We start from the raw sequence: 20,517 nt of genomic DNA, 5'->3' as shown, positions 1-20,517 counted from the left end.
TCATACTCTGCGTATTTTTCTGCGCCAGCGTTTTGGTATTGATGTTCTTACTTTTGAACAGCATCCTGTGGCTTAATTCACATAAGGCGTATAGTTCTTGCGATTGCAACATTTGTGCAACTCTATCAGACGCTTTGCGTAACTTGCTTCTTTGTTCGCAAAGCGTATGGTAGAGTTGAAGTTCGCTCCATTGGCAATGACATTGTGTAATTAATTCTGTCCGATTGCTTAGGTAATCGGTATTAGGAGTTAAAAAGTTTTGAATTAATATACTGCTAACTCCTGACTCCTAACTACTGACTATTAACTGCTTGAGTCACCTTTGTCCTTACTGATATCTCCTGCTTGTGTTTTCCTTCGGCAGATGAATGGAGACTTGTAAGAACAGTCTTTGCACCCGTTCGCTTTGCCAGTGCTAATAACAGGTAGACTGTGAACAAATATCCAGACGCTAAAATAAAAATCATCATAGGTACACTTCCGTAAATCATTGTTCTACCAGCACCTTTCTAAACGAATATAAAATTCCACAAAATTAGTAGAACCTCAGCCAACCAAATGCATTCTTGATGGCTATAGTTTCCTATGGTAAAATTAGCTATAGATAATAAATTCTTTACGGACAAAGAATTTATTATCTAATGCGACTTTTCGCAGACCATAGATCCCACAACAGTTAGATTGCCCTTTAGCAATCTAAAACTACGATTCTTTGCGATCTACTTGAGCTGCGTTCTTTTTGCTCACACTGCTGCTAAATGAGCAATGCTTGACCTCAACCTGCGCTGAAGACGTGTAGCGGCTTCCCTAAGGGATATCGCATAGCTCCAAACCAGGAGTTTCGCGGATTTGTAGGAAAAATCAAAGGAATTATTCCCTTAATCTAGGCTACGACTGATTATTTTAGACTCACATCACCAAGCCAGTAAAATCAACTAGTAGGTGACTTACTTTTGGGGTGTAAATATCTGAAAAATTTAAAATTCCTATATTTTAGCCTAACACAATCACCCTGAATTTTAAGCCCACTTGAGTGCTAAATTTCAAATTTTTTGAATAGCGACACTTCAGTCCTGAAAAGATTTCTTCTTACCTATTGGGAACAATTTTTAACTACATTAATTTTGTCAATAAGTAATATTGCTTAAATTGTCTTTTGACCTGTGGCGGTAAACATGTACTGCTAAACTACTTAATACAATTTAAGCTGATATTTATTCCCATATACTGATAATTCCGGTTCTAAGTTAGTTTAAAACCTAAATTTCCACAAATTAAGCATAATCGCTTATTGACAAATGCATGAATAATCTAAATTATCACCGATAGACTCATGAATATGGGATTACTTTATGAAAACTTTGCGCTGGCACAGGGTTATCTTAAAATGAGTAGAGGATATGTAAACTTTCGTAACCTAAGTCAGAGTCCGCCCATCCATGACCCCAGCCACCTCCATGTTTACCCCTGTGGAAGCAGACCTGCGACTACTAGCAGATAACCTAAAACAGCTAGTTGGAAATCGTCACCCCATTCTGTTTGCAGCAGCCGAACATTTATTCGGAGCTGGGGGAAAGCGTATCAGACCAGCAATCGTCCTGCTAATATCGCGGGCAACAATGTTAGATCAAGACATTACGCCGCGTCACCGCCGCCTAGCTGAGATTACAGAAATGATTCACACAGCAAGCTTGGTACATGACGATGTGGTAGATGAATCAGACGTGCGGCGAGGCGTTCCTACCGTTCATAGTTTGTTCGGTAATCGCATTGCCATATTAGCAGGAGATTTTCTTTTTGCTCAATCGTCCTGGTATTTAGCAAACTTAGACAATTTGGAAGTGGTGAAACTCCTCTCAGAAGTCATTATGGATCTGGCTACTGGGGAGATTCAGCAAGGACTGAATCGTTTTGATACTGGGATCTCTATTGAAACTTACCTCCAGAAGAGTTATTACAAAACAGCTTCGTTAATCGCCAACAGTTCTAAAGCCGCTGGGTTACTGAGTGAAGTCCCCGGAGAAACTGTTGAACATATATATAGCTACGGTCGTCATTTTGGGATAGCATTTCAAATTGTTGACGACATTCTAGATTTCACCAGTACAACAGATACCTTGGGTAAACCAGTGGGGTCGGATCTCAAAAGTGGTAATCTGACTGCACCCGTTTTATTTGCATTAGCAGAAAAACCATCCTTGGAAGTGCTGATTGAGAGAGAGTTTGCTCAAGAAGGGGATTTAGAGCAAGCATTGGAACTAATTCAAGATAGTCAAGGTATACAACAGGCGCGAGAGTTAGCTGCTCATCATGCTAAGTTAGCAATTGAACATCTTGCAGTTCTCCCACACTCAGAATCCCATCAGGCATTGATTAACATAGCTGAGTACACACTTAGTCGCCTCTATTAAATCAGTTATCAGTTAACAGGTACAAAATGAGAATTTAGACCCTAAGTTAAACCTTTCACCTGTTTTTAGGTGGGGGAATCTGGCTCAACGGTAAACTCAAATTTAAAAAATGTTCACTGATAACTGTTTGTTAACCAATTTTAGATTAAAGGGAAAATTAAGCTGCTCGGCTGGTTGTTTAAAAGACTAAAAGGGTAGTAACTAGCATTAATTTTTCTCCATCATAAACTTTTTCAAACGAATTTGAGATTTAAAATTTGGGATGTTGGATTGTATAGAAACAATCCAACATCCCAAATTTTTCTATGCAATATCAGGGGGTATCTGTTTAGGCGATCGCTGTTGTCGCAACTGTTGTTGCATGAGTTTTTCTAGGTCAGCTCGCCGAATTTCAACGGTATGAGTGGTCTTACCCGGCGTTTCCAAAAAAACGATACTATCTACGGGTTCCAATGCCACCAATTGGAACAAAATATGGGTGACAGGAATAATTTTAGCTAGCATTTGAGGGTCAAGCCCAGCAGGGGAAATTAGAGAGACATCCTGTATGGTAGGAAAAGCGTAAATCACACGCTTTTCCAATCCTGGATTAGCACGATTGCTCAATGTAGTTAAAACCCAGCTTGCCTCTGAATTTTGGAGAATATAGTATTGGGAGTAACGTAATTTTTGAGCGATCGCTCTAAGGGCAGGAGCAATTGCTGCAACAAGATGTGGTGTCATCCCATCGCGGGGCGCATTGTCAATCAGCAATTGAATTTGTGCTTCTAAATCCATAATGACTTGTATACGGCTCCTGGGTAATGGCAATAACATCTATCAAAGTGTGAACAATCCCATCAAAGTTGGGAATAATAAAATCAGCCACATCCTAAATGTAGGATTGGTCTGCGTTTAGCTTATACGTAAAACGGAAAAAACCAATACCCACAGTCATACAGGTTGTATTTAAGTAAGTTAGGGTCTTTTGAAAACCGAGACTATGAATTCAGCCGCAACCGCAACTATTCCATCTGTAACTATTCTGGGAGAAAATTCTAAAGGCGTGGAGGTGATCTTTCAACTCCTGTCCAGGGAGTTTCAGCAGTCAACCAAAGCTTCGGAACAGAATTGCCACGATGTAGCAACACGTATTACCACCGAAGTATATCGAATTTGCCATGAAAGCAAACGTATCCAAGCTTCTGGCTCTGTAGAAAGCTCGGCGATGACCCTAGCTCGGCATCGGCTACAACAGTGTCTCAGATATTATCAGTTGGGTTCAAATCGGGGCAGGGTAGAATTACACAGCACTCTGAGTGCAATTATTTATCGATACATTAATCCTCCTCAGAAGCAATTGAGTTATCAAGGGCGGCTGACTATAATTGAAGATTTCTTACAAAGTTTTTATCTGGAGGCATTAAACGCTTTCCGGCGAGAAAATCAACTTGGTCCCACTTATCGCCCTCAGACGCTTCTAGAATTGTCCGAGTACATGGCATTTACCGAGCGCTACGGCAAGCGACGCATTCCCTTACCAGGCCGTCAGCAGCAGCTAATTATCCTGCGGGCGCAAACTTTTTCCCAACAGCAGCCCCCAGAAACCAGCGTAGATATAGAACAAGCCGCAGAAGGCAGCAATAGTGAAGCCGATGGTTCTTGGGAAGAGCCAGCAGTGCAGCAATTGCGCTCCACAATGGCAACGCAAGCCGAACCTGAACCCGAAGAAGATACCTTGCGCTCTGTTGTGGTTACAGAATTAATGAATTACCTCGAACAACGGCAACAATCTGACTGCGCTGATTACTTTTCCCTCCGCCTCCAGGATTTATCAGCACAGGAAATTGAGTCGATTTTAGGTTTAACCCCTCGTCAGAGAGATTACTTGCAGCAGCGCTTTAAGTATCATTTGATTCGGTTTGCTTTGTTACACCGATGGGAATTAGTTCACGAGTGGCTGGAAGCTTCTTTGCACACCAATTTGGGCTTAACTCCCCAGCAATGGCAAGTATACACAGCACAGCTGGACAATAAGCAACGGTCTTTACTAGAGTTGAAGCAACAAGGACAAGCCGATGAAAAAATAGCAAAAACTTTAGGGCTGTCAATGGCACAACTTCAAAAACGATGGTTTAAGATTCTTGAGCAAGCTTGGGAAATTCGTAACTCATTAGTGTCCGGATCAGGTGCATCTACTCATGAATAGTGACTCAGAATCCTTACAACATCAGTGTCTCGATTGGTTATTGACAGATGATGTCAAAAATAACGAGCAATCGGTATGTGAGGAAAATGACGGGGTAGAAAACCTCCTCAAGGAAGCCACTGCTTCAAAAAGCAGTGAGCCAAAATTGGGAGGAACGCCCCAGGCCTTTCAATTGGGAGAAATTCCTACTGTGCAAGATCGTTTCCAAGCCGTCCTTAAGCGTCGGTTACAAATCCAAGTCCAAGACCACCCACCTTTGTTTCCCTGGGAAACACAATTAATCGACTATCCCGATTTTGTTGATGAGCCGTCAATGACGCTCGTTCCTACCTGGGGGTGGATGGTACAACAGTCGAAGCTGAATCTGCCACGTCCCTTGCCGGAGAAAGTTTTCCGGCAATTGCTAGAACAATGTCAGGCGTTGGTGACATCTTCAGTGCCTCTGGGGGCAAAATTAGTTCAAGTGGTGGAGAACTTTTTTCCCAACGAATCTCAAGCATTAAACGACATAGCTGGATTGGTGCTAAGAAGCACCTATCGGTCTGTAAATACTCTGGAGACAATACCCAATATTCAGAGCGATTACTCAGATTTACAACCACGTCAACAGATGGCTTTGTCGTTGCTAGCAGCTAAACAACTGCTGGAAAATCTGACTCTACCACTTTCAGCAACCAGTCCAGTGGTAGAAAGACAATGGCTAACTAGTGTCGGTAATTTGAACATTAGAGTAGAGTATCAGTCTGTAGGTATTACAAGGTTACTTGTTCAGGCTGAGTTACCTGTTAAAGGAACTTTGACACTTCGCGGAAGTGGCACATTAGCAATGGCAACATCTTCGACTTCGGGATACTTAAGTGTAGAGTTAGGCTGCGAACAACTTAACCCAACTTATACCCTAGAAGTTGAGTTTCCAGAAATAGACCAACAGCCATTGTTGTTCATGATTAGTCCCACGATTTAGTTTAAATTGCCAGCGCTAGCACACTAGGTCGATCAACACCGATATATATTAAGAGGATTTTCTTGGTTTTGAAGCTTATCCTATTTTTCAACAAGTGGTCATTAGGGTGTCTACGAGAAGCAGTTATTACAAAGATACAAAGACACGGAGAAAGTATTTGATAATTTCTCCGTGTCTTTACGTCTCTGGCCGCATCTTCCGCTATCAATTATTTCTTTGACACAGTAGTAGGGTAGCCAATTTCATCCCCCCGATTGTGTCCGTTGCATCTACATCATTGCTTCGCTTAGACTCAAATGTTTAACTTATCCAGGATGAATCGGTTTTGGCGTCTCCCTGTAGGTAATTTCTGGCGGCAAAATATGCAGGGGTCGCCTTTGATAGAAGTGGAAGATTCAATTTCCCTACGGGTGCTAGTGCTAGCATTGGTTCTTTTGGGAATTGTGGCGACGGATATCGCCGCCGAGACTTCATTCAGTTTTTGGGCATTACCCTTAAGTGTATTGGGTGGGATTTGGAGCTACTATTGTCGCCGTGATGCCAATGTTGCAGTTAAGTTTTGCATCGCTATCGGAATGTTAGTAGCACTGGGTGCTTTCTTTGGGCGGTTAGTGGGAGAGTTGAATGATACGCGGTTGGGTTTGGCGGAGTTATTAATTCAACTCCAGGTGTTGCACAGCTTTGATACACCCCGCCGGAAAAATTTGGGCTATTCGATTGTCATAGGACTGATTTTATTGGGTGTGGCGGCAACGTTAAGTCAAACTTTAGCATTTGCACCTGTGTTGCTGTTATTTTTAGCGATCGCTCTGCCAACTTTAGTATTAGATTATCGCTCACGCTTGGGTTTGCAGCCATTAAAAGCTCAAAAGGAAAAACTCAATCAGAATTCCTCAACTCTTAATTTTAAATTTTTAATTTTGAATTTTTTGCTAATTGTCGGTCTGGGGCTGGCAATTTTTACACTTTTACCCCGATTCCCTGGCTATCAATTACGGAATTTTCCTGTAAGTTCTCCTATCGAGTTAAAAAGCAATTTTACAGGTCGTAGTATTATCAATCCCGGTTATGCCCGCCAAGGTAAAGGTAATAATCAAGGTAGTGGTACGGGACAAAATCAAACTGGTCAACCAGGGAAAGTAGATAATAACTTTTATTACGGTTTTAATAGTCAGATTAACCAAAACCTGCGGGGCGAGATGAAACCTAAAGTTGTGATGCGGGTGCGATCGCAAGCTGAGGGTTTTTGGCGAGTGCTAGGATTTGACCGTTATACAGGTAAGGGATGGGAAGTTTCTCGTAACGAAGATGTTATGACCATGAAGCGATCGCCTTGGTCTTACCAAATTTTCCTGAACCAACCTCTGATTAGAGGTAAAACCCAAGAGATAGTACAAACTTATACAGTGGTGGCGGATTTGCCTAACCTAATTCCGGCGATGGCTTATCCTAAAGAGATTTATTTTCCGACACCAATAATCGCGGTTGATACAGAAAATGGATTGCGATCGCCTGTGGAATTATCAGAAGGATTCACCTATACAGTAATTTCTGGAGTACCATACCGCAATCGCACTTTGTTAGGTCAAGCTTCTACTAAATATCCGCAACAGATTAAGAAGCATTATCTCCAAATTCCTCCCGAAATTGCCAAAAAAGTCCGACAACGTACCGAAGAGATTCTCGCTAACTACAATCAAGAAGGAGTATCAAAGTCTTTTAAAAGTTTGGATTCACCTTATGAAAAGGCTCTCTACTTAGCTCAATACCTGAAGCAACACTATTCTATTCCCCAAAATCCCTTAGATTTGCCTTATTTGGGAGAAAAAGATGACTTAGTAGAAGCTTTTTTATTCAAATATAAAGGCGGTTATCCAGACCACTTCTCAACAGTTCTCACGGTAATGCTACGTTCTATTGGTATCCCAGCACGGTTAGTGGCAGGGTTTAGTCCAGGAGAATTTAATCCATTTACAGGGCTATATGTTGTCCGTAATACTGACGCTTATGCGATGACGGAAGTATATTTTCCCAAATATGGCTGGTTTGCTTTTGATCCCATTCCCAATCATCCCCTTATACCTCCATCAGTAGAAGATACTCAGACTTTTAGTGTCTTGCGCCAGTTGTGGCACTGGGTTGCTGGATGGTTACCTTCTCCGGTGACAGGTTTGTTGAATAATGTATTTGAGACAATATTTAGGTGGGTGATTAGAGCGATCGCTTGGTTTTTAGCTTTATTCTCTCAAGGTTGGTTTGGTATATTGACTGGCTTAATCTTGGCAACTACAGCAGCTTTCTTCGGTTGGCTGGGATGGGGTCAGTGGCGAGAGTGGCGCAAACGTCGATGGTTAAAGAAATTGCCAGCAATGGAAAGCCTTTATCAACAAATGCTGCAATGGACAAGCCAAAAAGGTTTAGGTAAGCATCCAGCACAAACACCTTTAGAGTATGCTAGAGGATCATACCAGCATCATGCCCCAGCAACTGCTGAGGTAATAGATGAGATTAGCCAAGCCTATGTTGGCTGGCGTTATGGTGGTCATACGCCTAACTTGAAGCGACTGCGGCAAAGATGGCAAGAGCTGAAAAAGACTGCTAAGTAGTTCAAGACTTCGTATAAATTACTCACAAACTTTTTATCGCTTCTTGGCTCAACATAAGCTTAAGATTGTTGTTGAGCCAGCAAGCGAGAACGAATAAGAATCAAATCAGGTTGAACACAGGACAAAGGTTGCTGTAGATATTCAGCTAACTATTCTTTGTGATTAAGGTATGTTTCTACAGTGTTTTGAGTTTATGCTATTCCTGGCAAAGCCAAGTTCGATTAAGACTTAAATCCTTACAACCTCACTTAAAGGTATAAAATTGTTCGCAGTCCTTCGTCTATTTCTTATTGCAGATGTTCTGGTAGTGATCCAACGTGCTCTACTAAAAACCTTTTGTCAACAGTAAAAATTTGAGACACATTAGCTATAGAATCTCTGGGTAAACCTGTAGCTTCACGCGCTAACAAAACATTACCTGGTGCTTCTGCTGACTGAGTTTTAGAGGTAATGATTACGACGATTACAGTGCTGATACGACTTTGAGTAAAAATATTATCTTGAACAATCAAAATAGGGCGACGATACCCAGGTTCGGAACCGACTGGTTCAGGTCAATTTGCCTACCAAATTTCTTTGCGATCCACTACCAATCCTCACGGGGCAAGGACATAAATTGTAACTTTGCCAATACTGGATCTAGTTCAGAGGAGTCTTCAGAATAAACTTTATTCAGTTGATTCAACATCTGATTCCGGTTATATTTTTGCAAATATGCTTTCAAAGCTTTTGTGTAAAGTTCACTACGAGATACCCCTAACTGTATAGCCAGTGCTTCTGCCTCTTCAAAAATTGAATCTGGAAGTGAAATTGCAGTTTTCATTGCTACTTTTGTAACGAAATCAAAGATTATCGACAGTGTGATCTCTGAAATTGGATAGATTTTGAGCAATTTTACCAAATTAGCTGTTGTTTTGGATTTCGTCTAACTTGGCCCGCACTGCCTGGATATCTTGCCACATCAACCATTTCGGCGCACCTCTTTCCTTAGAAGGGTTACGCAGCAAGTAGGAAGGATGAAAAATTGGCATACATAAACGCCCATCCCACTCCAGCCACTGTCCGCGAATTTTCGTAATCCCCCGCTTATCGCCAGTGATGCCTTTGACAGCAGTTGCACCGGTTAACAAAATTATTTTGGGGTCAACTAGGCGAATTTGCTCTAGTAAGTAGGGTAGACAAGCTGCCACTTCTGTTGGAGTGGGAACTCTATTATCTGGTGGGCGACATTTATTGATATTGGCAATGTATACATCCTGCTCAATAGTCAGATTTACAGATGCCAAAATTTTCTCTAGCAACTGCCCTGATCTGCCTACAAATGGTAAACCCGTTTCATCTTCATTTTGACCAGGCGCTTCCCCTATAACCATGATTGGTGCTTCGAGATTGCCGCGTCCGACAACAGCATGAGTCCGAGTGTCTCCCAATGCACAACGGTGACAACGATCGCAATCCTGTGTCAACTCCGTGATGCCAGAATATGTTCCCGGAGCGATCGGAATTTTAGCGTCCGTGGGAATCAGTTCTTGCTGGCTAAAGGTTGAGTCGTCGAAGAGGCTGAGTTGTGTTTCGCTGCTCATGAAAATCAAGATTTTGGTATTAGCACCTGTCATATCTGAGTTAAATACCGCTTTTGTTGCAGATTTATCAGAATAAATAGACTTTTGCTGATTACTTATTATTTATACAAATCTTATTGTATCAGTTAATTTGAGACAAAATTCAGTCATGATAAAAGTAGTGCCGTCCTAAAATGCTGGGGGAAACCATGTCACATACCCCACTTTTTGCCGATCGCACCCATGCGGGTGAGCAATTGGCGCGAGTGATTCATGATGTTTTAACTCAGCAAACTATTGATTCTGGGGTAAAGCCTGTACCAATTGTTTATGCTTTGCCAAGAGGGGGTGTCCCATTAGCAGCACCAATAGCCCGTCTTTTGGATTGTCCGTTGACTATTATTGTGGCGAAAAAGATAAGTCATCCAGAAAATCCCGAGTTAGCAATTGGTGCAGTGACTACTTCTGGAAATGTTCTTTGGACTGATCAAAAGCTATTTCGCCCTAAACATGATGCGCGGTGGCGGGAAGTAGCTTTAAATAAAGCCATCAAGCAAGCTAAGTCTCTTGAAGCTCAATTAATTCCTGTTTGTCCGCAGGTGAATGCCGAGAATGCTACGCTCATTTTAGTTGATGATGGCATTGCCACAGGTATGACAATAGCGGTAGCGGCAACTGCTATCAAAGCGCTTTCTCCAGCAGCAGTTTGGCTATGTACTCCAGTAGCGCCACAAAAATTGCTACCCTGGTTAGAACAGTGGGGCGATCGCACAATTGTCTTGCAAACACCCGAACCCTTCTGGAGTGTGAGTAATTTTTACGCCCAATTTCCTCAAGTAGATACATTAGAAGTTATCAAATATCTTCAGCAACAAAAGACAATGGGGGGAATGGATCTGTGCGAGTAATTTTAAATTTTGAGCTTAAGTCTACTTTAGTAGACTCAAAAGTATATCCAGTCCACTTTAGTGGACTGGAGCTATAAGCAATCAATTTATTGCAGGGCGAGTTAGGGTGCAACGCATTCATATTTGTCAGTCAACCAGGGTATTGCATAGCTTTGGCGTAATCGCCCAAAGCATAGCAAGCAGCTTTCAAACGAGCAAGAGCTTCTTCTTCACTGCGCCGGTCTTTCATACTCCTAGCTAACAGTAAACGTTCTTCATAATATGTAATTGCTTTGTTATAGTCACCCAAAGCTTCACAAGCAACTCCTAAACTACCTAAAGACTGTTCCTCGCTACGGTTGTCTTGAATTTCTCTAGCTAATTGCAATCGCTCTTCATAATACTTAATGGCTTTGACATAATCATATAAGGCATAACAAGCATTACCTAGATTCTTTAGCACTTGAGAAGCACTACGAACATTTTTTAAGGAGCGTGCTATTACTACACATTGCTCATAGTAGGCGATCGCTTTTGGGTAATTGTCCAAAGCATACCAAGCATTACCCAAATTCTTGAGTACCTGTTCCTCGCTCCAATTATCTTTGAGTTCCCGTACAATTTCTAGGCTTTGCTGCTGATACTCAATTGCCTGTATAAAGTTACCCAAAGCTTTATAAACCAATCCCAAATTATTCAGTGCAGCCAGTTGACTCCGTTTGTCTTGCAGCTGTCGCGTTATTTTCAAACACTTTTCCAAAAACTCAATAGCCTTGCTATGGTCATTTAGGTGACGGTATGAATTGCCTAAATGGGAAAGTGCTTGCATTTGCAATGCTAAATCTGAGGTGTTATTGAGCAAAGACAAACACTGTTGCGAGTGAGAGATAGCACCCTTGTAGTCTCCGGCGCTGTAAGTTACCAATCCTAAAAAACAAAGTACCTGTGCCTGTTTTTGCAAATCCCCAATTGCCTGAAACAGCCCCAAGGATTGTTGTAAAGATTTCATCGCTGTAAGGAATTCACCAGCTTGCTGCTGTTGAATTGCTTGCCTTAGTAGCTTGGACGCTTCCGATAAATTGTCGTCACTTTCCTGTGGAGGTAGTATTTCTGCTTGTGAACCAGAGTCAAATTCATGGGTAATTGTATTACGCTTCACTGATTTTAGGTATGTTATAGGTAATTGCAGGGGAACTGTATTTTTCGATCTGTTATTCCATTCGCCTTTAGACATCAACCCCTTCCTGTTAAGTCTGCTGGTAAATCTAGTGTTCCCAAAACCAGAAGGTATCTTTCATCAGGTTGGTTTAGCACAGCGTAGGTTAAGCAGGGGTGAGACTTTATCAATGAAGCGATCGCTTCGCTATTGAATCGTTAATTGAGGCTTTGAGATAATCACTCATGAAGAGTAATAACTATAGTTATTAGTTAGCCAATAGGCAACTTTCAAAGATAAATACGTCTTTAGACCGCAGAGTGTCAATCCTGTGAAGAATTGCTGCTTTTACTTACTCAACAATAATCTACATTTCAGAAGTTTAGGCGAGTGTGTCTTTAGTGTCTTTAAAACTAGAAGGTATAAAAATATTTTTTCAAGGCAATGTACTACTAGAAGTTTGAGCGTAGTAATCTTAGTTTCACACCTTTAATTGCCTATCTCTCCTTCAATTTGAATTATAAATGTCGATACTGAGGCAAGCATTCATAGCAACAATATTATTTAACAGTTCTATTTTCAACATCTGCACTGTATGTATGGTACAGGATTTTACGCACCTGCATTAAAATTTTTCCTAGCATATTTTTACCACTACCATCGGCTTTGCAACCTCAGTAAAAATCGATGGGGAGTTTTCAACAATTTCTGCATTGCCTGTGGAAAGTAAGATATCCCTGATAAGTTGAAAAACATTTAATTCGGTTATGCAAATTAAATGTTTTTCAACTTACCACTTTGAATTTACTTAATTTGTAAGGCTGAAGCCTTTACTATAAACTATAAACAAGCTTAAGTTGTCTTACATTGTATAAATAGTTTGATTGATTCTTACCTACTTACTTAGTTGTAGGAGTTCGCTGAAGTTAAGATAAGGAATATTAATAATTAATCCCCCCTTTCCTCCGGAAAAAGCGGGGCTATGCCCGCTATTTCTGGGAGTAATTGTGAGGATATTCAAGAGATAAATGTAACTAATCTTCAAGTCTTAATTACTTACTCAATTTAAATGCACTTGCTAAAAGTTAGGTGTTGGTTGCACCAACAGGTACAGAGAGATTTGCAACAGAGCCATTATTTAGGATAGGTTGACGGGTTTTCAAGTCAAATTTGAAGCCGTGTGGCAAAATATGAAGCTTTGCTCCGCAAATCGCCAAAGACTCATCCTTCAAAATTTCGCCCATATTGTTATATGTAGCTTCTGATTCATCAACAATTGTGACAGCGCCTTGACCAATCACTTCAATTTGGTTATCTGTCACTGTCATAGCGGTGTTCTCATCAATACCAAATCCCAAAACAGCAGGCTGTAGTATCAAAGCTGAAATTAAGCGTCCCAAGCGTCCGCGCTGGGAAAAATGCTGGTCAATTACCACCCCTGGTAGGAAGCCTAGACCAGGACCCATTTCGACAGCTTCAATCCTTGGATGTGTTTCTGAGTCGCCTTCCACAATCATTACATCTGGCATCACAGCAGCACCCGCACTGGTGCCGGCAATAACTGCACCTTCAGAGAACCGTTTGTGAATCGCCGTATCAATTTCGGTATCTTTGAGGATGCTGGTAATCCGAGCTTGGTCTCCCCCAGTAAAAAATACCCCAGTTGCTTTATTAATTGCTTCTAATGCGGTAGATGAAGATGCATCTTCGCGCGTTTCTGTATCAATGATGCGAACATTCTCGGCTCCCAGCCGCTCAAATACTCTAATATAATTTTCTCCCACTTCTTTTGGTAATTCTGTCGCCGCCGTGATAATTACAATGTGCGCCTTGATACCCCCAGAGCGTCGCACAAAGTCCCGCAGAATTATGGAATCTCCATCCTTGTCTTCAGCTCCCCCAATAATTACCAACTGCCGTTTGATATTACTCTGTACCATGATGCCCCCTAATTTGAGTTCATAAATCTCACTAAACCATGACAATTAAAATTATACAAGTATCCCTTTGGTAGATTAGCTGATAGAAGTAGTATTAAAATTTGCGTAGACGCAAAGCGGCTTGTCGTTAGACATCGCAATTAGACCAAAAGATTTTTCCGGAAAATTCCCTAAAAATAACTCTCATCAAAATTAATTTTCCCTTACTAAAAAAAACCATAACGCCAACTGCCTTTAGAGGTATTTTATAGAGGCATTGTTGGCTATATCGCTAATTATGGATTGGAGATTTATCGTGTGATCGTGAGTAATTTGGTATTAACTCTGGCTGGGTGCAATTAGATATCTAATAACAAGTCCTAATGAATGCGACTTCTGTAAAGCAAGTTTGTTAAGAAAAAACGTGCTTGTTCTAGTGGGAGATGCCTGGGTTTGCCTTGGTAGACAATTTGATACTCATTCATGTCTGCCCCATCACCATGCCCAGATATCAGCTTTTGGTGAAAAGCTTCCTCAGCAAGTTCTCGAATTTCATCTCTTAGAGCAGCTTGTGTGCTATTCATACCTTTGCTGTCTTTTCAACACCGTATATTTAATTATACAAATAATTTGGTGAGTGTTGCACCTTTCAAAGGTCATATTTTTGACTCATCATAAGGATGAATAGACTGTTCTTTATTCTTTGCTGAAGAAAAGGGGTTTAATTATGCCTTGGGATAGTTGAAAATGCTTACCAATAGGGTTAAGGTGAGTTCTGATTAGATCAATGGCTTTGCCATCACTCTTCAAAATTAATCTGAATCAATCTACAATAAATAAGTCTGAGTAACCATAACTCAGCATCTACATTTCGGGGTGTTTAGCCAAAGGTTTGTAATCAATGGTTCTACAAAAAAGCAGTGATTTAGTCCGCATTAATGCTAGAAGAACGGATGTATTCGATATTTTCAACTTCAAGCATTATATTGGGTCCAACCCCTATTTAGATACAGGGGCGCTAGTATTTGACTTTGCTCTAATTGACTCTAGAGAGCCTTTGCCCATTGAAGATTATATTGCAAGGATTGGCGATCGCTATCCACACCTGGGCAGCCAAACCTATGAATCTTATGCTCATTTATTTGCCCAAGTTGTGTCCGAAGTCGGAAAACTGGACATGGATTTGCACCTTAACCATTGGAGTGTTAAGCCATATCCAGATTTGGTGCGGATTAGTGTCCAATCACTACATGAACGCACAACTAGAGAAGTAGCTTATTTTGTTTGGGATTGGTTTGAAGCCATTACTCAAGACGAAGACTTTACCTTTGATGAGCAGTTAGTGAAGTTGCAAAATAGATTCCGCGCATCTGTCTATGGTGGCCCCACGGTTTACGCTCTATTGCGAACAGCCTACGAAAAAGGTATTCCGGCCTTTTATTTGTGGGAAGAAGGATTGATGCAGTACGGCTTGGGAAAAAAACACGTCCGGGGGGTAGCAACGACATTTAACTGTGATAGTCATCTAGATTCTGAGTTTACCACCCGCAAAGATGACTGTAAGGCATTTTTAAAAACTTTGGGTTTCCCAGTCCCTGAAGGCAATATTGTCTTTTCTGAAAAGGAAGCCTTGGCGGCAGCAAGACAAATTGGTTACCCAGTGGCAGTTAAGCCAGTGGTAGGTCACAAAGGAATTGGTGTTACGGCTGACGTACAAGACTCAAAAGAACTGCTATCTGCTTATAATAGAGCACTGGCAGCGATTCCCGAAGACCAGCTAACTCGGATAATTGTTGAGAAAAGTATTTCCGGATCGGATTTTCGCTTGTTGTGTGTCAATGGTAGATTCGTCGCCGCCACAGAACGCCGTCCAGCATCGGTTGTCGGTGATGGGTATTTAACGCTTGCAGAATTAATTCGCCAAGAGAACCGCAAACCTGCACGTTTAGACTCACCCACCTCGCCGATGAGTAAAATTCAGATAGATGAAGCGATGGAACTTTACCTAAACGAACAGCGCTTATCATTAGACAGTGTGATTGAGAAGGGACGCACTGTTTACCTGCGTAAAGTCGCCAATCTTTCAGCCGGAGGTATAAGCATCGATGCAACCCAGACAGTTCATGCTGACAATATTATCTTGGCGCAAGATATTGCCCAACATTTCCAGCTGACTTGCCTTGGTATTGATGTGATTACCAAAAGTCTCTCAGAATCTTGGAAGTCCAGTAACTTTGCCATCTTGGAAATCAACGCTGCACCAGGCGTTTTAATGCATCTAAAACCTTCTGTTGGTGAAAGCGTTGATGTGCCTTCCCATATCTTAGAAACCTTTTTTGAGTCGGGTACAGATGCTAGGATACCGATTATTACCTTTAATAAAATCTCAGTTGAAGAACTGCAATCAACGATTGACCATATCCTTTTGCAACATCCCGACTGGACAATAGGCGCTGTTTGTCGTGATGCAGTTTTTGTGAATCGCTCGAAAAAAGTATTAAGCAAAAATTACAATAGCAACGTCCAAACTTTGCTGCGTCATCCAAAACTTGATCTGCTGATTGCCGAGTATGCGGAAGACATCCTAAATGAAGAGGGGATGTTTTACCGGAGTAGTAATATCGTAGTTTTGGATAATCCCACCGAAACTGAGATGATCCTAGTGCGGGATGTCTTCGATGGTTCTACTGTGGTGATTAGAAAAGGCAACGACATTTCTGTGCGTCGCAAGGGGTTGATTGAAGATTATACTTTGGCTGAAGATGAACCATTTACACGGGTTTATTTGAAAGAAAGTGGAGCGATTTTGTAAGCTAAGTAAATAGGCGCTCAACCTAATATTTCTGAATTTTACTGAAAAGTTAGATCCCCGACAACTTTTACGAAGTCGGGGATCTGGAGTCTAGCTAAAAATTGCTAATTATCTGAATTAATCGATTTTCTAGAACTTTAAAATATCTAATGATTCTTCTATTTCTAAATCTAATATTCTTTGTCGTGTATCTTTGAGTGCTTCTAGTTTACCTTCTTGACGATAGATGTCTGCGGCTTTTTGAAAATCTTCAATTGCTCCCTGTTTGTCTGCTATTTCTAAACGGATATTGCCACGATTGTAATAAGCATCTGCATAATTTAAATTAATCTGTATTGCTTGAGTATAATCTTCAATTGCTCCCTGAAAATCTCCTAAATCAGAACGAGCATTCCCACAGTTGTAATAAGCATCGGCATAATTACGATTAATCTGTATTGCCTGAGTATAATCTTCAATTGCTCCTTCAAAATCTCCTAAATCAGAACGAGCATTCCCACGTTTTTTATAAGCGATGGCATCTTTAGGGTTAATCTTGATTGCTTGAAGAAATACCGGTTGAGAGCCTAATAAATAACGAGCAATCCCACGGTTTTTATAAGCATCAGCATAATCGGGGTTAATTTTAATAGCCTGGGTATAATCCTCAATTGCTCCTTGGTTATCTCCTACATGAGAACGAGCTTCAGCCCGGTTTTTATAAGCCACAGCAACATTAGGATTAATTATGATAGCCTGGGTATAATCATTAATTGCTTCTTCTAATCGCCCCAGTTGAGACAGAGCTAAACCTCGTTTATTGTAATATTTAGCGTCATGAATATTCATCTGAATTGCCTGAGAATAATCTGCGATCGCCGCTTCATAATCTCCTATTTGATAGTGAGCTAAACCTCGTTTATAATATAAATCAACATCGCTAGATTTAACTTGTAACGCTTGATTATAGTTAGCGATCGCATTCAAATATTCTCCTTTTTCAAAACATTCATCACCTAATTTAACATAAAGTATATTTAAATCTTCATCACGATATTGTAAAGAGTTCTCTAATTCAGGTTGAAAGGAAGATTTGAGCAACTGATTATTAGTTGGCTTCGATGCAATTTCCTGCTTGGGAAAATATTTGTAAATTGATGGTTGTTGCTTATAATAATTATTTATAGAAGATTGTAATTGTTCGAGATAGCACCATAAACCACCACCATACAGTAATTGTTCTATCCCAAATGAAATTTTCCCAGTCTTCAACTTAATCATCTGGGTTGGCAGAAAGCCAGCCAAAAAAAGGTGATACTCAGATTGTGCTTCACTCACATCTTCTTGAATCAAAATGCAAACTACAACTGCATTTTTTTCAACCTCTTCAGAACTAATTGACCATCTAACTCTATCAATCCGACCATGACGAGATTTAACCTCAATACCAATAGATGGGTCAGAAGTCAAGGTAAAATCTATATTACCATCGCCGCCGAATCGCTTTTCATAATCGACTTCGGTAATAAAATCAGCTAAACGTTCTTTGACAACTTCCTCACCCAACTTTCCTTTGAGATAGCTAATAAAAACGTCACGGACTGGCGAAACACGCTTATATTTCTCAGCCATCAGCCAGCAAAATTCCCGTAGTGCCTTTAATCTCTCTCCAGAGATTATAGTTAATTCACTATATTGACCTTCTGTTTCACAATGAAGCAGACAACCAGATGTTAACCTTTTAATAAAATCAGATTGTAGCGATCGCAGTAGTGTAATCCAGTCCATTTATATTTCTGCGAATCTTTTAATGAGATTATTCTATTAAAATATCCATTCGGCGTAAACCTTTTAATTAGCTTGAGTGACATTCCCTCAAAAACTGTTATCTAATTCTTAAAGTGCAGCCATGTCTGATTATGCCATTTTGACTGCTAGGGAGGGGTGGAAAAGTGCGATCGCTGGGAATAATACATGAAATATTAATTAGCTAACTACCAAGAGTACAAATGACTCAAAATCAGAACCCCAAGCCAAAGCCTTTCACTGAGTCCAGTTTCCCCTCCTCGCCTGCTCTTAGGGGGTTGGGGGTGGGGTTCTAAGAACAACTCGTAAGGGCTGCGCCACATTGATCTCCCTTTGTCAACCAACCTTTAACACCTTGATATTCTACCTGCGCCCAATCTCCCTGACAGCCTAACAACTTAACAACCGTATTCGCAGGAATTCTTCGCACTTTTAGGCTTTGTTGACTGGTAGTAGCATATAAATCCACGCCATTAGTACCGTAGCCCCGCGTTGTTAAACCTAATTTCGACACAAATACCCATCCAGTTCCTTGAAAACCATCATTAGTATTAGTAATCTGTACCCAATTTCTAGCAGCACCAATAACCTCAACTGTTTCGTTGATGGGTATTTGCCCTAGAATTCTGTTATTTGTACTTGCACCACTCCGCATATTTAAACCTTGTGCATCTGTATCGGTGACGTAGGCAAGAATATTGCACTTTTGAGAATTAGTTGATTTTGCTAAACTTATTTGATTAGCTATACCTATATTGAGCATTACAGTAATACAACTGAATGCCAATCCTATCACTAATTTTGATGCTGGATTTTTTAGTCTTTCTGTCATAATTTTTACAATTATTTGGCATTAATCCTTATATATGGAGTTTCATTTATATCTTACGGTTTACTTAAATAAATTAGGGTTAACTTTGTCACGTAGTTCCCTAAAAGAGATTTTAGTACTGTAATAACACTTATAATTTTACAAAATTTAGTCCTGCGATGTCTACGACGGGCTACGCCTACGCAGAGAAATGCAACACAACGACATGATTGAGCATTAAAATGCCAGTATATGGTGTTGTTAACGCCAACAGTAAGTTAAAGTTTTGAAATAGTTTTATTAAGTTATATGAATATCAAGATACAGCCCATATCAGATGGCATAGGTCAAGAGATTATTAATCTCGATCATGTCAGTATTTTAGAATTAGACAAACAAGAAGTTATTAGCCTGTTTAAATCTAATGGAATTTTACTTTTTAGAGGGTTTGATGTTGATACTGGCATTTTTAAAGAATTTACCAATCTCTTGAGTATCGATTTTATAAATTATGCTGGTGGTGCATTCAGTAGAAGGGTAATTAATGGAGATCAGACTCTCTTAGAGGTTGTTTGAAAAGTATTTTTGGTACTCTAAAACCTAACCCCCTAGTCCCCTTCCCTACAATAGAATAGGGGTTTAAAAGCCTTTCAGAAGTGAGGGAGAGGAATGGAAGTGGGGTTTTTAGTATACTTTAGGACTTTTCAAACATCCTCTTAAGCGTAAATGATTTTAAGTCTGAAATTAAGTTGCATGGAGAAATGTATTATCAGCAAAATATCCCACTTATGCTGTGGTTTTTCTGTGCTAATCCACCATTAGAAGATGGTGAAACTACGGTATGTGATGGCAGACAATTTTTTAATCAAATTAGTAGTTCAACCAAAGAGTTATTCAGCAAAAATAAGTTAAAATTTACTGTTCGGATATTTAAAGAGGACTGGCAGAAAAAATACCAAACCAATAACTTGAATACACTAGAAGAGATGTGTCAGAAGAATAATACACATTTGACAGTAAATGATGATCAATCAATTATACTTGAATACATTTCTTCAGCCATTATCCCCAGCAGATGTGGAAAGTATCAAGTATTTATTAATAGTCTATTGCCCACAAAGCAGTTAAGCCCAAAAATACTTAAGTTTGAGGACGATTCAGAAATTCCTGAAGATGTTCTCTGTGAACTTAATGAAATTGCTGAAAAAATAACCACGGAAATTTCGTGGCAAAAAAGGGATATTTTAATGATTGATAATACAAGAATACTTCATGGTAGAAGAGGTTTTGCTGATGATCAAAGAGATATTTATATCAGGCTATGTTCTCCAGCTTTTTCATTCTGATATTTTGTTACTTTTGGGTAAGTTTGACTGATAAAAATCAGTTAATTTGATAGCCAGCAGAGATTTTTAC

The 20,517-nt window shown here is 40.2% G+C and carries 17 protein-coding genes and 1 pseudogene; 8 read left to right on the top strand and 10 right to left on the bottom strand.

All coding sequences use genetic code 11. The annotated features are described in order from the left end of the window. Window positions 1-293: 293 nt before the first annotated feature. Window positions 294-491: a hypothetical protein gene (locus V7K21_RS20510; protein WP_335177083.1), complete on the bottom strand. Its 198-nt coding sequence runs from the start codon at window positions 489-491 to the stop codon at window positions 294-296. A 948-nt stretch (window positions 492-1,439) separates the two neighbouring features. Between V7K21_RS20510 and sds the strand changes: the two genes are divergently transcribed. Continuing rightward, a complete protein-coding gene (gene sds / locus V7K21_RS20505) occupies window positions 1,440-2,411 on the top strand; it encodes a solanesyl diphosphate synthase (protein WP_335177082.1) in 972 nt (323 codons plus the stop codon). A 303-nt stretch (window positions 2,412-2,714) separates the two neighbouring features. Here sds and V7K21_RS20500 read toward each other — a convergent pair whose 3' ends face one another. Beyond that, complete coding sequence (locus tag V7K21_RS20500; protein WP_334723704.1) at window positions 2,715-3,188, bottom strand: hypothetical protein; 474 nt, start codon at window positions 3,186-3,188, stop codon at window positions 2,715-2,717. A 205-nt stretch (window positions 3,189-3,393) separates the two neighbouring features. On the opposite strand from V7K21_RS20500, the gene hetZ reads away from it, so the two are divergent. The 3 genes from hetZ (at window position 3,394) to V7K21_RS20485 (ending at window position 8,169) form a co-directional block, all read left to right on the top strand. Further along, window positions 3,394-4,599: a heterocyst differentiation protein HetZ gene (hetZ, locus tag V7K21_RS20495; protein WP_273768474.1), complete on the top strand. Its 1,206-nt coding sequence runs from the start codon at window positions 3,394-3,396 to the stop codon at window positions 4,597-4,599. Next, window positions 4,592-5,563: a PatU gene (locus tag V7K21_RS20490; RefSeq protein WP_335177081.1), complete on the top strand. Its 972-nt coding sequence runs from the start codon at window positions 4,592-4,594 to the stop codon at window positions 5,561-5,563. The genes hetZ and V7K21_RS20490 overlap by 8 nt, the downstream gene beginning before the upstream one ends. A 314-nt stretch (window positions 5,564-5,877) precedes the next feature. Further along, window positions 5,878-8,169, top strand: coding sequence for a transglutaminase TgpA family protein (locus tag V7K21_RS20485; RefSeq protein ID WP_335177080.1), 2,292 nt, complete (start codon window positions 5,878-5,880; stop codon window positions 8,167-8,169). A 287-nt stretch (window positions 8,170-8,456) separates the two neighbouring features. Here the strand turns inward: V7K21_RS20485 and V7K21_RS20480 are convergent. The 3 genes and pseudogenes from V7K21_RS20480 to V7K21_RS20470 all read right to left on the bottom strand — a co-directional run. Continuing rightward, window positions 8,457-8,705 (bottom strand): annotated as a pseudogene (locus V7K21_RS20480) (type II toxin-antitoxin system PemK/MazF family toxin); the annotation flags it as partial. Window positions 8,706-8,755: 50 nt separating this feature from the next. Then, on the bottom strand, window positions 8,756-8,992 hold the full coding sequence (locus V7K21_RS20475; RefSeq protein ID WP_335177079.1) for a ribbon-helix-helix domain-containing protein: 237 nt from the start codon (window positions 8,990-8,992) through the stop codon (window positions 8,756-8,758). Between the two features lie 79 nt (window positions 8,993-9,071). Continuing rightward, window positions 9,072-9,752, bottom strand: a complete 681-nt coding sequence (locus V7K21_RS20470; protein WP_335177078.1) for a uracil-DNA glycosylase — start codon at window positions 9,750-9,752, stop codon at window positions 9,072-9,074. Window positions 9,753-9,940: 188 nt separating this feature from the next. On the opposite strand from V7K21_RS20470, the gene V7K21_RS20465 reads away from it, so the two are divergent. Then, the gene (locus V7K21_RS20465) at window positions 9,941-10,639 is read left to right on the top strand and encodes a phosphoribosyltransferase (protein WP_335177077.1); all 699 of its coding nucleotides are present in this window, start codon (window positions 9,941-9,943) and stop codon (window positions 10,637-10,639) included. Window positions 10,640-10,769: 130 nt separating this feature from the next. On the opposite strand, the gene V7K21_RS20460 is transcribed toward V7K21_RS20465, so the two are convergent. The 3 genes from V7K21_RS20460 to V7K21_RS20445 form a co-directional block, all read right to left on the bottom strand. Beyond that, entirely contained in the window at window positions 10,770-11,852 is a 1,083-nt protein-coding gene (locus V7K21_RS20460) for a tetratricopeptide repeat protein (RefSeq protein WP_335177076.1), read from the bottom strand. Window positions 11,853-12,859: 1,007 nt separating this feature from the next. Then, window positions 12,860-13,714 (bottom strand): cyanophycinase, encoded by an 855-nt coding sequence (locus tag V7K21_RS20450; RefSeq protein WP_335177075.1) that lies wholly within the window; start codon window positions 13,712-13,714, stop codon window positions 12,860-12,862. Between the two features lie 359 nt (window positions 13,715-14,073). Continuing rightward, the gene (locus V7K21_RS20445) at window positions 14,074-14,277 is read right to left on the bottom strand and encodes a hypothetical protein (RefSeq protein WP_069074004.1); all 204 of its coding nucleotides are present in this window, start codon (window positions 14,275-14,277) and stop codon (window positions 14,074-14,076) included. A gap of 317 nt (window positions 14,278-14,594) precedes the next feature. Between V7K21_RS20445 and V7K21_RS20440 the strand changes: the two genes are divergently transcribed. Further along, window positions 14,595-16,505, top strand: a complete 1,911-nt coding sequence (locus V7K21_RS20440) for an acetate--CoA ligase family protein (protein WP_335177074.1) — start codon at window positions 14,595-14,597, stop codon at window positions 16,503-16,505. A gap of 129 nt (window positions 16,506-16,634) precedes the next feature. Here V7K21_RS20440 and V7K21_RS20435 read toward each other — a convergent pair whose 3' ends face one another. Both V7K21_RS20435 and V7K21_RS20430 read right to left on the bottom strand, forming a co-directional pair. Continuing rightward, a complete protein-coding gene (locus tag V7K21_RS20435; RefSeq protein WP_335177073.1) occupies window positions 16,635-18,272 on the bottom strand; it encodes a tetratricopeptide repeat protein in 1,638 nt (545 codons plus the stop codon). Window positions 18,273-18,582: 310 nt separating this feature from the next. Then, window positions 18,583-19,122, bottom strand: coding sequence for an SH3 domain-containing protein (locus V7K21_RS20430; protein WP_335177072.1), 540 nt, complete (start codon window positions 19,120-19,122; stop codon window positions 18,583-18,585). A 288-nt stretch (window positions 19,123-19,410) separates the two neighbouring features. Between V7K21_RS20430 and V7K21_RS20425 the strand changes: the two genes are divergently transcribed. Then, complete coding sequence (locus V7K21_RS20425) at window positions 19,411-19,677, top strand: hypothetical protein (protein WP_335177071.1); 267 nt, start codon at window positions 19,411-19,413, stop codon at window positions 19,675-19,677. 173 nt (window positions 19,678-19,850) lie between these two features. After that, the gene (locus tag V7K21_RS20420) at window positions 19,851-20,447 is read left to right on the top strand and encodes a TauD/TfdA family dioxygenase (protein WP_335177070.1); all 597 of its coding nucleotides are present in this window, start codon (window positions 19,851-19,853) and stop codon (window positions 20,445-20,447) included. Window positions 20,448-20,517 lie beyond the last annotated feature (70 nt).

It is taken from the genome of Nostoc sp. (genome assembly GCF_036919595.1).
Classification (GTDB): domain Bacteria; phylum Cyanobacteriota; class Cyanobacteriia; order Cyanobacteriales; family Nostocaceae; genus Nostoc.
Note: the sequence above shows the minus strand (reverse complement) of the source record. Positions and strands in the feature narration are given on the sequence as shown.